Origin of the sequence: Kitasatospora sp. NPDC059160, assembly GCF_042755465.1 — a bacterium.
GTDB lineage: Bacteria > Actinomycetota > Actinomycetes > Streptomycetales > Streptomycetaceae > Kitasatospora.
Window position 1 is genome coordinate 1 of sequence record NZ_JBHZCN010000038.1, and the last position, 12,842, is coordinate 12,842.

Annotated in this window: 12 protein-coding genes; 5 read left to right on the forward strand and 7 right to left on the reverse strand. The window is 74.0% G+C overall.

Annotated elements, in window-relative coordinates; translation table 11 throughout:
• Positions 1-69: 69 nt before the first annotated feature.
• The 6 genes from ACFXOZ_RS18160 to ACFXOZ_RS18185 form a co-directional block, all read right to left on the reverse strand.
• On the reverse strand, positions 70-819 hold the full coding sequence (locus ACFXOZ_RS18160) for an SGNH/GDSL hydrolase family protein (RefSeq protein WP_380591410.1): 750 nt from the start codon (positions 817-819) through the stop codon (positions 70-72).
• A 35-nt stretch (positions 820-854) separates the two neighbouring features.
• Complete coding sequence (locus ACFXOZ_RS18165) at positions 855-2,066, reverse strand: beta-ketoacyl-[acyl-carrier-protein] synthase family protein (RefSeq protein ID WP_380532558.1); 1,212 nt, start codon at positions 2,064-2,066, stop codon at positions 855-857.
• Positions 2,067-2,116: 50 nt separating this feature from the next.
• Positions 2,117-2,359 carry an acyl carrier protein gene (locus ACFXOZ_RS18170; RefSeq protein WP_375890866.1) on the reverse strand — a complete coding sequence of 81 codons (243 nt, stop codon included), beginning with the start codon at positions 2,357-2,359 and terminating at the stop codon, positions 2,117-2,119.
• A 14-nt stretch (positions 2,360-2,373) separates the two neighbouring features.
• Positions 2,374-3,804: an MFS transporter gene (locus ACFXOZ_RS18175; protein ID WP_380591413.1), complete on the reverse strand. Its 1,431-nt coding sequence runs from the start codon at positions 3,802-3,804 to the stop codon at positions 2,374-2,376.
• 89 nt (positions 3,805-3,893) lie between these two features.
• A complete protein-coding gene (locus ACFXOZ_RS18180) occupies positions 3,894-4,799 on the reverse strand; it encodes a class I SAM-dependent methyltransferase (protein ID WP_380591416.1) in 906 nt (301 codons plus the stop codon).
• Between the two features lie 152 nt (positions 4,800-4,951).
• Complete coding sequence (locus tag ACFXOZ_RS18185; protein ID WP_380591419.1) at positions 4,952-5,899, reverse strand: acyl-ACP desaturase; 948 nt, start codon at positions 5,897-5,899, stop codon at positions 4,952-4,954.
• A gap of 256 nt (positions 5,900-6,155) precedes the next feature.
• Here ACFXOZ_RS18185 and ACFXOZ_RS18190 point away from each other — a divergent pair, with 256 nt between their 5' ends.
• The 3 genes from ACFXOZ_RS18190 (at position 6,156) to ACFXOZ_RS18200 (ending at position 8,774) form a co-directional block, all read left to right on the forward strand.
• A complete protein-coding gene (locus ACFXOZ_RS18190) occupies positions 6,156-7,235 on the forward strand; it encodes a cation diffusion facilitator family transporter (protein WP_380532545.1) in 1,080 nt (359 codons plus the stop codon).
• A 148-nt stretch (positions 7,236-7,383) separates the two neighbouring features.
• On the forward strand, positions 7,384-8,286 hold the full coding sequence (locus ACFXOZ_RS18195) for a 5'-3' exonuclease H3TH domain-containing protein (RefSeq protein WP_375890946.1): 903 nt from the start codon (positions 7,384-7,386) through the stop codon (positions 8,284-8,286).
• A gap of 113 nt (positions 8,287-8,399) precedes the next feature.
• Positions 8,400-8,774, forward strand: a complete 375-nt coding sequence (locus ACFXOZ_RS18200; RefSeq protein WP_380532542.1) for a peptidoglycan-binding protein — start codon at positions 8,400-8,402, stop codon at positions 8,772-8,774.
• 104 nt (positions 8,775-8,878) lie between these two features.
• Here ACFXOZ_RS18200 and ACFXOZ_RS18205 read toward each other — a convergent pair whose 3' ends face one another.
• Positions 8,879-11,734 (reverse strand): DEAD/DEAH box helicase, encoded by a 2,856-nt coding sequence (locus ACFXOZ_RS18205; RefSeq protein ID WP_375890944.1) that lies wholly within the window; start codon positions 11,732-11,734, stop codon positions 8,879-8,881.
• Between the two features lie 291 nt (positions 11,735-12,025).
• On the opposite strand from ACFXOZ_RS18205, the gene ACFXOZ_RS18210 reads away from it, so the two are divergent.
• Together ACFXOZ_RS18210 and ACFXOZ_RS18215 are read left to right on the forward strand one after the other, a co-directional pair.
• Positions 12,026-12,400 carry a hypothetical protein gene (locus ACFXOZ_RS18210; protein WP_375890856.1) on the forward strand — a complete coding sequence of 125 codons (375 nt, stop codon included), beginning with the start codon at positions 12,026-12,028 and terminating at the stop codon, positions 12,398-12,400.
• A 29-nt stretch (positions 12,401-12,429) separates the two neighbouring features.
• The gene (locus ACFXOZ_RS18215) at positions 12,430-12,819 is read left to right on the forward strand and encodes an ArsR/SmtB family transcription factor (protein WP_375890855.1); all 390 of its coding nucleotides are present in this window, start codon (positions 12,430-12,432) and stop codon (positions 12,817-12,819) included.
• Positions 12,820-12,842: the final 23 nt, after the last annotated feature.

Genomic DNA, 12,842 nt, shown 5'->3' on the forward strand with positions numbered 1-12,842 from the left:
GTGGGGGGGTGGGGGCGAGGGGGGTGGGGGCGAGGGGGGGTGGGGGCGAGGGGGGGTGGGGGCGAGGGGTCAGCGGGTGGCTGCTGGGGCGGGGGCTGGGGTGGGGAGGTGGGTGGCGGCGGTGAGGAGGGTGGGGAGCATGCGGGTGGCGTGGGTGGCGTAGCCGTGCGGGGAGGGGTGGATGCCGTCGGGGCCGAGGAGTTGGGCGGCGCGGTGGTGGAAATCGGGGCCGGAGGTGGGGGCGAGGTGGGCGTCGGTGCGGGTGGCGGTGCGGGTGTGGAGGCGGGCGAGGCGGGTGGAGCGGTGGTGGCCGATCCAGCGGACGGGGGTGCGGAAGCCGGGCGCGTAGCCGGGGTCGGGGCAGGGGACGACGACGAGTTGCCAGCCGGCCTCGCGGAGGGTGCGGGCGAGGTGGGCGTGCCGGCGGGCGGCGCGGCCGAGCGGGGCGGGCAGCAGGACGTCGTTGCCGCCGACGATCAGTACGGCGACGCCGGGCCGCAGCCGGGCGGCGCGCAGGACTTGGCGGCCGACGGCGGCGGTGGTGGCGCCGGCCCGGGCGTGGACCCGCAGGTCGACGGGCCGGCCGGTGCCCTCGGCGAGGCCGGTGGCGAGCAGGGCGCCGAGGGTCTGCTCGGGGCGGTGGGCGCCGAAGCTCTGGGCGAGCGAGTCGCCGAGCATCAGCAGGGTGAGCGGGTGGTCGGCGGCGTCCGGGGCGGAGCCGTACCGGCCGTCGGCGACCGGGACGAACCAGTCGGTGGGCGGCCGGTGGGCGAGCAGGCGCAGGTACAGCCGGGCGAGCCGGTGGGCGAGGCGGCGCATGGGGGGATGGACTCCGGGGTCGGGCGGGAGGGCGGTCAGGCGGCGGTGAGGACGACGGCGGCGTTCTGCCCGCCGAAGCCGCAGGAGACGGACAGGGCGGAGGGGGCGTCGACCGGACGGGGCGCCTTGGTGACCACGTCGAGGCGGATGGCGTCGTCGAGCCGGTCGAGGTTGGCGGTGGGCGGGACCAGCCGGTGCTGGAGCGCGAGCACGGTGAGGGCCGCCTCGATGGCGCCGGCCGCGCCCATGGTGTGGCCGATCACGCTCTTGTTGGCGGTGACCGGCGGCGGTCGGCGGAAGACCTGCCGCAGGGCCGCCGCCTCGGCGGGGTCGTTGAGCGTGGTGCCGGTGCCGTGCGCGTTGACGTGCCCGATCTCCTCGGGTGCCAGCCCCGCGTCGGCGAGTGCCGCCCGTACGGCCCGGGCCAATCCGTCGCCGCCGGGGTGCGGGGCGGTGAAGTGGTGGGCGTCGCCGCCGGCGCCGTGCCCGGCGAGGTACCCGCGGACGCGGGCGCCGCGGGCCCGGGCGTGGTCGGTACGTTCGAGCAGCAGGACGCCCGCTCCTTCGCCGAGGACGAAGCCGTCCCGGTCGGCGTCGAAGGGCCGGGAGGCGCCGGCCGGGTCGTGGCGGCGGCGGGAGAGCGCGCCGAGGCGGTCGAAGCCGACGCAGGTCATCGCGGAGCGGGCGCTGTCGGTGCCGCCGGCCAGCACGAGGTCGCAGGTTCCGGCCCGGATCAGGTCGCTGCCGAGGGCGAGCGCGCTGGTGCCGGAGGCGCAGGCGGTGCTGACGACCAGGCCGGGGCCGAGGGCGCCGAGGTCGAGGCTGACCTCGCCGGCGGCCATGTTGGGGATGGAACGCGGGATCATCAGCGGGGAGATCCGGTCGGCCCGGCCCGCGGCGAGCCGGCCGTACTCGACCACGTGGGTCTGCACGCTGGTGGCGCTGACCCCGAGGACGACGCCGACCCGGGTGCCGTCCCAGTGCGCCGGGTCGAGCCCGGCGTCGGCGACGGCCTGGCGGGCGGCGACCACGGCCAGCTGGCTGAACCGGTCGAGGCGCCGGGCGAGCCGCCCGCCGAGCAGGGCGGGCGGGTCGAAGTCGGCGACCCGGCAGGAGAAGTCGACGTTCAGGCCGAGGAGTTCGGGGTCGGGGCGGGCGGTGGGCGCGGCGCCGAGGAAGTGCTCCCAGACGGCGTCGGCGCCGCTCCCGGCCGGGGTGACCAGGCCGAGTCCGGTGACGGCGACCATCGAATGGGACGGGGCCAGCGGACGGGACGGGGCAGAGGGGCGCAGCGGGCTCAACTGACCGATTCCCGGGCCAGGGTGGCGTCCGCGTGGGCGGCGAGTTCGCCGAGGGTGCGGTCCGGGCCGATGTCGGCGACGGTGACGCCGAGCTTCTCCTCGACCACCAGGGAGAGTTCGACCAGGGCGAGGCTGTCGAGGGCGAGCGAGGCGAGGGTGGCGTCGGGGGTGACCACGGCCGGGGAGACGTCGAACTCGTCGATCAGGCAGGCGCGGATCGTCTCGTAGCTGCTGGGCATGGTGAAGTTTCCTTTCAGCTGGGGGTGTTGATGGTGTCGATGACGGCGGAGGCGGCAGCCCGCCGCCCGGGCAGCCGGGTCCAGGCCAGCGCGGCGCCGAGCAGGGCCACCGCGCCGCCGACGACAGCGGCGGCCGCCAGACCGTCGGTGAAGGCGGCCGGGTCGCCGGGAGCGGCGCCGGTGAGCGAGGTGGCGAGGACGGAGCCGAGCACCGCCACGCCGAGGGTCGAACCGACCTGCCGGGTGGCGTCGTTGAGCGCCGAGCCGACCCCGGCCGCGCCGACCGGGACGGCGCTCATCACCACCTCGGTGGCGACCGGGGCGAGCAGCCCGGCACCGAGCCCGGCGAGGGCCTCGAAGAGCAGCACCCGCCCGTCCCCCGAGTCGGCGGCCAGCCGGCCGAGTTGGACGAATCCGGCGGCGATCAGCAGCAGTCCGCCGGCCGAGGGCACCCTGGCCCCCAACGGCCGTGCCAGCAGAGGCCCGAGGAGCGCGCCGACGGCGAGCCCCAGGGACAGCGGGACCATCCGCAGCCCGGCCTGCCAGGCGCTCAGGCCCCGCACCTGCTGGAGGTAGAGGGTGAGCAGGAACATCGCGCCGAACATCGCGAAGGACATCAGCGCGAGCGTGGTGGTGGCCGGCCAGACCGGCCCGCCGCGCAGCAGCCGGACCGGCACCATCGGTGCGGCGCAGCGGAGTTGGCGACGCACGAAGGCGGCCAGCAGCAGGACGGCGATCGCGAAGGCGGTGAGCACGGCGGGGCCGGTCCAGCCCCGGCCGGGGGCCTCGATCACTCCCCAGACCAGGGCCAGCAGCCCGGCACAGGACAGCAGCGCCCCGGGCCGGTCCAACGGCCGGGCCTCCGGCGCACGGGACTCGGGGACGGCGACCAGGGCCGCCGCGCCGATCACCGCGATGACCGGGACGTTGAGCCAGAACGCCGACTGCCAGCCGTACCGGTCGACCAGCAGTCCGCCCGCCACCGGGCCGAACACCGCACCGACCCCGGCCACCGCCGCCCAGATGCCGATCGCCCGCTTCCGGGCGACCGGATCGCGCAGCACGTGCACCACGGTGGACAGGGTGGCCGGCATGAACAGGGCCGCGCCGAGGCCCATCCCGCAGCGCGCGGCGACCAGTTGGGCGGGCCCGGTACCGAGCGCCCCGGCGGCCGAGGCGGCCCCGCACAGCGCCAGCCCGGCGAGGAAGGCGCGCCGCCGGCCGTACCGGTCCCCCAGCGCACCGCCCGCCAGCACGCAGCCGCCCAGCGCCAGCGCGTAGCCGTCCACGATCCACTGGGTCTCGGCGAGGGTCGGGCCGAGGTCGGCGCGCAGGCCGGGGACGGCCACGTTGAGCACGGTGAAGTCGAGGCCGAGCAGGAACAGCGCGGCGCAGACCACCGCGACCGCCGCCCAGGCCCGCCGCGCGGTGGGCGGCGAGCTCACGGGCGCCGGGGCCGCAGGCGCCGAGCGCACGGGCGCCGAGCTCACAGGCATCGGGGTCGCAGGAGTCGGGCCCACAGGAGTCGGGGCCATCAGGCGGACAGCCGCAACGGCTCGTCGCGCCGCCGGAAGCCGATCCGGTACAGCGTGGCCGCGCCGCGCAGGAAGGTCACCTCGCTGGCCCGCAGGTAGCGCCGGTACCGCCGGTAGCCCTCGGGGCCGACCAGCTGCTCGGCCTGCTCGCGGGCCCGCAGCAGCCGGGCCGACCAGGAGGCGAGGGTGCGGGCGTAGTCCTCGGCGGAGGCGGTGAGGGCGACCACCGAGAAGTACGGGTCGCAGGCGGCGGCGATCTCGCTCAGCCGGGGCAGCCGGGCGGTCGGGAAGACGTCGTTGCCGACGAAGTCGCCGATCGGGCCGGAGCCGTCGGCGGCGCCGTCGTAGGCGATGGTCTGCAGCGACATCCGGCCGCTGGGGCGCAGCCAGCGGTGGCAGGCCGCGAAGTAGCGGGCGTAGCAGTCGAGGCGCTCGGCCCGGCTCATCCCGGCGGTGGCGAAGTGCTCGAAGGAGCCCATCGCCATGACGGCGTCGTACGGCCGGTCGGGGTCGTGGGCCTCCCAGCTCTCCAGTCGGGGTTCGACGCCGGGCAGGGCGCGGGCGGCGAGGAACTCGTACTGGGCGCGGGAGACGGTCAGCCCGACGGCTTCGCGGACCCGGTCGTCGCCGCTCGCGTGCGCCAGCATGGCGCCCCAGCCGCAGCCGACGTCGAGCAGCCGCAGGCCGTCGCCGGGGCGGGCGCCGACCAGGTCGAGGTGGTGGTCGAGCTTGGCCCGCTGGGCGCGCGGCAGGGCGGTGGCGTCGGGCGCGTCGCGGGGGATGCCGTCCCACTTGGCGGCGGTGTAGGCGAGGGTCTCGTCCAGCCAGAGGGCGTAGAAGTCGTTGCCCAGGTCGTAGTGGAACTCGATGTCGGCGGCGGTGGTGCCGGCCGTGGTGACGGTCATGCGGATCCTGTTCCGGGTGGTCCTGCGGTCCGGGCGGTCTGTCGGTCCGGGTGGTCTTACGGAGGTCCGGGTGGCCTCGCGGGAGCCCGGGCGGTCTTGCGGAGGCCCGAGCGGCCTTGCGGGCCCTACGGAGGCCCGGGCGGGCGGTGCTCTCAGCCGGCACCGGCCCGGCGGGCCCGGACGGCGAGGGCCTGATCGCGGCGCTCGACGAAGCGGGCGGCCCGCGCGTCGGTCCGTGCGAGGTGGGCGGCGATCCGTTCGCGGGCCTGTTCGCCGGTGGGGCCGAGCCCGGTCAGCTCGGTCACCCGGAGGGCGCGCAGCAGCGGGACGAGCACCTCGTCGTGGTGCACCCGCAGGTCGTAGACGCCGGCCACCGCGATCTCGGCGGCCAGTCGGCCGAAGCCGGGCATGGCCTGGCCCGGCATGGCGAAGTCGCGGATCGTGGTGTCGAGCGTGACGAGCACCTGGTCGGCGTCCACCTCGACTGCCGCGCGCAGCAGTTCGCGGTAGTAGACCATGTGGAGGTTCTCGTCCTGGGCGATCCGGGCGAGCAGCCGCTCGCAGACCGGGTCGCCGCTGAGCCGCCCGGTGTTGCGGTGGCTGACCCGGGTGGCGAGCTCCTGGACGGCGGCGTGGGCGACCACGCCGAGCACGCCGTCGAGGTCGGGGGCGGTGCCGGCGGCGAGGTGCGCCATCCGGGAGCGCTCCAGCGCGACGGGGTCGACGGCGCGGGCGGCGTGCAGGTAGCCCCGGATGGCGGCGGCATGGCGGTCCTCCTCGGCGGTCCACCGGTGCAGCCAGGCGCCCCAGGCGCCGTCCCGGGAGGTCCGGCTGCCGATGGCCCAGTGGTAGCCGGGCAGGTTGTCCTCGGTCAGCAGGTTGACGACCAGGGCGGAGCGCACGGCGGGTGCCAGCGCGGACTGCTCGGGGCGCCAGGGCTCGCCGCCCAGCGGGCCGTCGAAGTCCCGGCCGAGGCTCCAGGGGACGTACTCGTGCGGGAACCACTCGCGGGCGGCCGCGAGATGACGATTCATCAACTCCTCGGCAGTGGCTTCGAGTTCGGAGAGCCAGCGGGCGGTTTCCGCGGTAGCGATCTTCACGGGCCATGATCGTCGCGGACCGGCGCGCGGCTGCGCAAGCCCGCCTCACCCGTTCAGGTGACCCCGGGATCACGGCCCTGACCTGGGTCTATGCCACCGGCAATCCGGGCGCCGAGCGGCCCGACACGCGGCGCGTGAACGGCAACGACAACGGTCACCAGTACAGCCTTTGGATCTTTGTCGATTCTGCGGTTCACTTCGAGTGCGGGCGATCGCACCCCGTCACCACCCACCCGTGCGTCCAGAGAGGACTTCGATGGCCGGGCACGAGCATTCCCACGATGATCATGCGCATGACCACCAGAACCCGAAGGGCCACGGCCACGGAGGGCACGGCGGCCACGCGCACGGCCACGGGGGCCACGGCGGCCACTCCCACGGCGTCGCCGCCGACGCCGACCGCCGCTGGCTGGTCAGCGCCCTCACCCTGATCGTCGTCTTCATGGCCGGCGAGGTCGTGGTCGGCTTCGCCGCCCAGTCCCTGGCCCTGATCTCCGACGCGGCGCACATGCTCACCGACGCCGCCTCGATCGTGCTCGCCCTGGTCGCCATGCGGCTCTCCGCCCGCCCGGCCCGCGGCGGCTACACCTACGGGCTCAAGCGCGCCGAGATCCTCTCCGCCCAGGCCAACGGCGTCACCCTGCTGATCCTCTCCGCCTGGCTCGGCTACGAGGCGATCACCCGGCTGATCAGCCCGCCCGAGGTCACCGGTTCACTGGTGCTGGTCACCGCGCTGATCGGGATCGTGGTCAACCTGGCCGCCACCTGGTGCATGTCCAAGGCCAACCGCAGCTCGCTGAACGTCGAGGGCGCCTTCCAGCACGTGCTCACCGACCTCTACGCCTTCATCGCCACCGCCGTGGCCGGTGCGGTCATGCTGACCACCGGCTTCGCCCGGGCCGACGCGATCGCCTCGCTGATCGTGGTGGCGCTGATGCTCAAGGCCGGCATCGGGCTGGTCCGGGACTCCGGGCGGATCTTCCTGGAGGCCGCCCCCGCCGGGATCGACCCGGACGCGGTGGCCGACCGCCTGGTCACCGAGCCGCTGGTCGAGGAGATCCACGACCTCCACATCTGGGAGATCACCTCCAACCAGCCGGCCCTGTCGGCGCACATCCTGGTCACCCCCGGCGGCGACTGCCACGCCGTCCGGCGCGAACTGCAGCGCCGGCTGTCCGAGGAGTACGGCATCACCCACAGCACCCTCCAGGTCGACCACGTCGGCGAGGACGAGGCGGGCGCGCTGCTGCAGATCGCCGGCCCGGGCGAGTCGGCCGCCGAGCACTGCGCCGACGCCCACGGCCCGGTGCACCGCGCCGGCCCGCACGAACACTGAGCGCGAACACTGAGCGCGAGCGCCGAGCAGGATCGCTGAGCACGAACGCCGAGCAGGAGCACTGAGCGCGAACGCCGAGCACGAACGCCGAGACCGCCGTTCGTCGTCGCGGTGCGGCATGATCTGACTCGTGACCGCACCGCGACTGATGCTGCTCGACTCCGCCAGCCTGTACTTCCGGGCCTACTACGGCGTACCGGACTCCCTGCGCTCGCCGCAGGGGGAACCGGTCAACGCCGTCCGCGGCCTGCTGGACTTCATCGCCCGGCTGGTGCACGACCACCGGCCCGAGGAACTCGTCGCCTGCATGGACGCCGACTGGCGCCCCCAGTGGCGGGTGGACCTCGTCCCCTCGTACAAGACCCACCGGGTCGCCGAGGCCGCCGTGGACGGCGAGGAGGAGGTCCCGGACACCCTCGCCCCGCAGGTGCCGGTGATCGAGCAGGTGCTGGACTCCCTCGGCATCGCCCGGGTCGGCTGCCCCGGCTACGAGGCGGACGACGTGATCGGCACCCTCACCGCCCGCGCCACGGGCCCGGTGCAGATCGTCACCGGCGACCGCGACCTGTTCCAACTGGTCGACGACGAGCGGCTGATCACCGTGCTGTACCCGGTCAAGGGGATGGGCAACCTCCAGGTCACCGACGACGCGGTGCTGCTGGAGAAGTACGGCGTGCGCGGCGACCGGTACGCCGACATGGCTGCCCTGCGCGGCGACCCGTCCGACGGCCTGCCCGGCGTCAAGGGCATCGGCGAGAAGACCGCCGCCCAGCTGATCAACGAGTACGGCGACCTGGCCGCGATCCGCGCCGCCGCCCTGGACATCGGCTCCCGGCTCACCCCGGCCCGCCGCCGCAACATCGTCGAGGGCGCCGCCTACCTGGACGTCGCCCCCACCGTCGTCCGGGTCGCCCAGGACGCCCCGCTCCCGGACTTCGACCCGGTCCTCCCCCGCGAGCCCGCCGACCCGATGACGCTGGAGCACCTCTCCGCCCGCTGGGGTCTCGGCACCTCCCTGGAACGCGTCCTGGAGGCCCTGGCCACCCGCTGAGCCCGCTCCCCGCCGGCGACCTGTCGGCAGCCAGCCAGCGACCTGTCGGCGGGCAACGGTAGGGTTCGGGGAAACTGATGATCAGTTGTGTGTTTCCGAACTCGGGGGGTCCCTTGAACACCGTCTCCGTCAAGCGCCGCGGCGCGTTCCTGCTCGCGGCCGCCGCCCTGGCCACCGTCGGCGTCGCCGGCACCGCCCAGGCCGTGCCCAACTCCGGCTCGCTGTGGGTCGGCTACGGCAAGAGCAACACCTACGCCAGCGTCAAGTGCGTCCAGCTCATCTCCAACAGCCTGCACTACCAGACCGGTTACCACACGGTCGACGTGGACGGCTCGTTCGGCCCGGACACCTACGGCGCGATCGTCGCGCTCCAGAAGTGGGCCAGCCTGGACCCGGACGGCGTCGTCGGCCCGCGGACCGGCGACGTCATGATCGAGGCGACCAAGGACAGCTACCACTGCTACTCCTCGCTGCCCACCCTCAAGTAGGCACCGGCACCCAGCAGCGCAGGGGCCAGCACGTTCCCTCGAACGTGCGGGCCCCTGCGCGTTGCCGGCGGCCGGGCCCCGTCCGGCCGGACAGGGCCTAGCCCCTAGCCCACCGAGGAGTAGGCGATGATGCCGCGGCGCAGGCCGTCGACGGCCTTGCGGGCGGTCCTGCGGAGTTCGGCGTCCTCGCCGGCCGCGTCCTGGATCTGACCGAGGACGTCGATCAGCTGCTTCGTCCAGCGGACGAAGTCGCCGGCCGGCATGTCGGCGTCGCGCAGGACCTGGTCCAGGCTGTGGCCGAGCGCCCAGCGGTAGGCGGCCCAGGCGAAGCCGAGGTCGGGTTCGCGCTGGCCGACGCCTTCGGCGGTGTTGATCCGGTGCTGCTCCTCCAGGGCGTCCAGGTGGCCCCAGATCCGGACCATCTGGCCGAGCGCCTCCTTGGCCGCGCCCTCCGGCACCCGGGGGGCGCCGGCGTCGTCGGCCTGCCGCGACTCGAAGACCAGCGCCGAGGCGCAGGCGGCGAGTTCGGCGGCGGCGAGGCCGCTCCAGACGCCCTCGCGGATGCACTCGGAGGCCAGCAGGTCGAGCTCGCCGTAGAGCCGGCCGAGCCGCTTGCCGTCGTCGGTGACGGTGTCACCGCTCAGGTAGCCGAGGTCGGTGAGCAGGCCGCAGACCCGGTCGAAGGTGCGGGCGATGGTGTGGGTGCGGGAGCGCATCCGGCGTTCCAGCAGTTCGGTGTCGCGGTGCAGCCGGTGGTAGCGCTCGGCCCAGCGGGCGTGGTCCTCGCGGTCGGAGCAGCCGTGGCAGGGGTGCTGGCGCAGCTCGGTGCGCAGCCGGGTGATCTCCGGGTCGTCGGCGGCGGCCGCGCGGCCGCGCCGGAACCGCTCGGGCTCCAGGTGGCCGGCCTTGGTGCGCAGCGCGGAGGCGAGGTCGCGCCGGGACTGCGGGCTGCGCGGGTTGAAGGACTTGGGGATGCGGACGCGTTCGACGGCGACCACCGGGTGCGGGAAGTCGATCATCGCGAGCCGCTTGACCTGCCGCTCCGCGGTGAGCACCACCGGGCGCGGGCCGTCCTGGAAGTCGGGGTGGCGCGGGCCGCCCCGGCCGGAGCGGCTGACCGGCGGCAGGCCCGGGTCGAGGACCAGGGCGAGGCCGGCGAACTTGCCGGTGGGGACGTGGATGACGTCGCCCGGCTTGAGCTGCTCGATGGACTCGACGGCGGCGGCGCGGCGCTGGCTGCTGCCCTCGCGGGCCAGCTCGTTCTCGCGGTCCTTGAGCCGGCGGCGCAGCTCCATGTACGCGTCGAAGTCGCCGAGGTGGCAGGTCATCGACTCGCGGTAGCCGTCCAGCCCCTCCTCGTTGCGCTGCACCTGGCGGGCGATGCCGACGACCGAGCGGTCCGCCTGGAACTGGGCGAAGGAGGTCTCCAGCAGTTCGCGGGAGCGGTGCCGGCCGAACTGGGAGACCAGGTTGACGGCCATGTTGTAGGAGGGCCGGAACGAGGACTTGAGCGGGTAGGTGCGGGTGCCGGCCAGGCCGGCCAGCGCCTCCGGGTCGAGGCCGCGCTGCCAGAGCACCACGGCGTGGCCCTCGACGTCGATGCCGCGCCGCCCGGCCCGGCCGGTGAGCTGGGTGTACTCGCCGGGGGTGATGTCGGCGTGAGTCTCGCCGTTCCACTTGACCAGCTTCTCCATGACCACCGAGCGGGCGGGCATGTTGATGCCGAGCGCCAGGGTCTCGGTCGCGAAGACGGCCTTGACCAGGCCCTTCACGAAGAGCTCCTCGACCACTTCCTTGAACCGGGGCAGCATCCCGGCGTGGTGGGCGGCGATGCCGCGCTCCAGTCCGTCCAGCCACTCGAAGTAGCCGAGGACGTGCAGGTCCTCGTCGGGGATGTCGGCGCAACGCTCCTCGACGATGGCCCGGACCACGGCGCGGTCGGATTCCTTGTTGAGCCGCAGGCCGGAGCTGAGGCACTGCTGGACGGCGGCCTCGCAGCCGGCCCGGCTGAAGATGAAGGTGATCGCGGGCAGCAGGCCCTCGGCGTCGAGCCGGTCGATGACGTCGACCCGGCCCGGCGTCCAGACCTTGCCGGGGCGGCCGTTGGGCATGGAGCGGCCCCGGCCGCGGCCGAACCGGTCACGCGGGTTGCGGTCGAGCTCGGAGCGGGCGAGCCGGACCAGCTCGGGGTTGACGGCCTTGCCGGGGTTCTTGAGGCTGTGCTTGGGGCGGCCGTCCCGGTCGGGGTCGGCGAACAGGTCGTACATCCGGTTGCCGGCCATCACGTGCTGCCACAGCGGGACGGGGCGGGTCTCGGAGACGATCACCTTGGTGCCGCCGCGGACGGTGTCCAGCCAGTCGCCGAACTCCTCGGCGTTGGAGACGGTCGCGGAGAGCGAGACGAGGGTGACCGACTCGGGGAGGTGGATGATGACCTCCTCCCAGACGGCGCCGCGGAGGCGGTCGGCGAGGTAGTGCACCTCGTCCATCACGACGTAGCCGAGGCCGTCGAGGGTGCTGGAGCCCGCGTAGAGCATGTTGCGGAGCACCTCGGTGGTCATGACCACCACGGGGGCGTCGCCGTTGACGGAGTTGTCACCGGTGAGCAGGCCGACCTTGGCGGCGCCGTAGCGCTTGACCAGGTCCCCGTACTTCTGGTTGGAGAGCGCCTTGATCGGCGTGGTGTAGAAGCACTTGCGGCCGCCCTGGAGGGCCAGGTGCACGGCGAACTCGCCGACGATGGTCTTCCCGGAGCCGGTGGGGGCGGCGACCAGGACGCCGGAGCCGGCCTCCAGGGTCTCGCAGGCCTCCAGCTGGAAGTCGTCCAGCGGGAAGTCGTACAGCTGCTGGAAGCCGTACAGGGCGGTGGCCTGCTCCTTCGCCCGGCGACGGCTGGCCGCGTACGCCTCGGCGGGGCTGAGCTCCTGGTCTTCCTGGGGCTCTGGATCGGGGGTGTTCATCGCCGTCCGGGTGTGGTTGGTGTGATCTCGCATCTCAGCGAGAGGTTACCCGGGAGGAGTGACATCGATAGCACCGTTTTCCGAGGCACCGTTTTCAGAGCCGGGAGATCACTCCTCTCTCAGATCCATAGTTGCAAATGTCTTCAAGTGATCAGAGTCCGGCAAGATCCGAGCGACTCCGGTCATTCGCGGTGGAGTCCGGGATTCGCTCCCTACCTTCGTGAGCCAGGGCCGCGAGCGACGCGATCACCGCGCCGTCCCCGGCCACCGACTCACGGGAGGACCGCCACGATGGCGAACCTGGAGACGTCCCTCAAGGACTCCATGTCGATCGACGGCGCGATCGGCGTCGCCCTGGTCGACTACGGCAGCGGCATGGCCCTCGGCACCCTCGGGGACGGCGGCGAACTGGACCTCAACGTCGCCGCGGCCGGCAACACCGACGTGGTCCGCGCCAAGATGCGGGCGATGGAGGCGCTCAACCTGCTCGACAACGAGATCGAGGACATCCTGATCACGCTGACGCACCAGTACCACATGGTCCGGCCGATCACGACGCCCAGCGGGCGCGGGCTGTTCCTCTTCCTGGTGCTCCACCGCAACCGTTCCAACCTGGCGATGGCCCGCCACCGGCTCAAGCAGATCGAGCTCTCGCTGGAGATCTGAGCCCGCCGACACCAGGGAAGGGGGGCCTCGTGACGATCGGAGTACCTCCCGGCCGACGGCCGGGGGAGCTGTACCAGGCCAAGGCCGAGTTCTTCCGGATGCTCGGCCATCCCGTCCGGATCCGGGTGCTGGAGCTGCTGCAGGCCGGACCGACACCCGTCCGCGGACTGCTCGCCGAACTGGAGGTGGAGCCCTCCAGCCTGTCCCAGCAGCTCGCGGTGCTGCGCCGGTCCGGCATCGTCACCGCCACCCGGGACGGCAGCACCGTGGTCTACGCGCTGGCCGGCGGCGACGTCGCCGACCTGCTGCGAGCAGCCCGGCGGATCCTCACCGGGCTGCTCGCCGACCGCGACCTGCTGCTCGCGGAACTGCGGGCGGCGGGCGACCAGGGCCCGGCCGGCCCCGCGCCCACTCCTTGAACAGGGGCCGGTCGGCCGCGTGC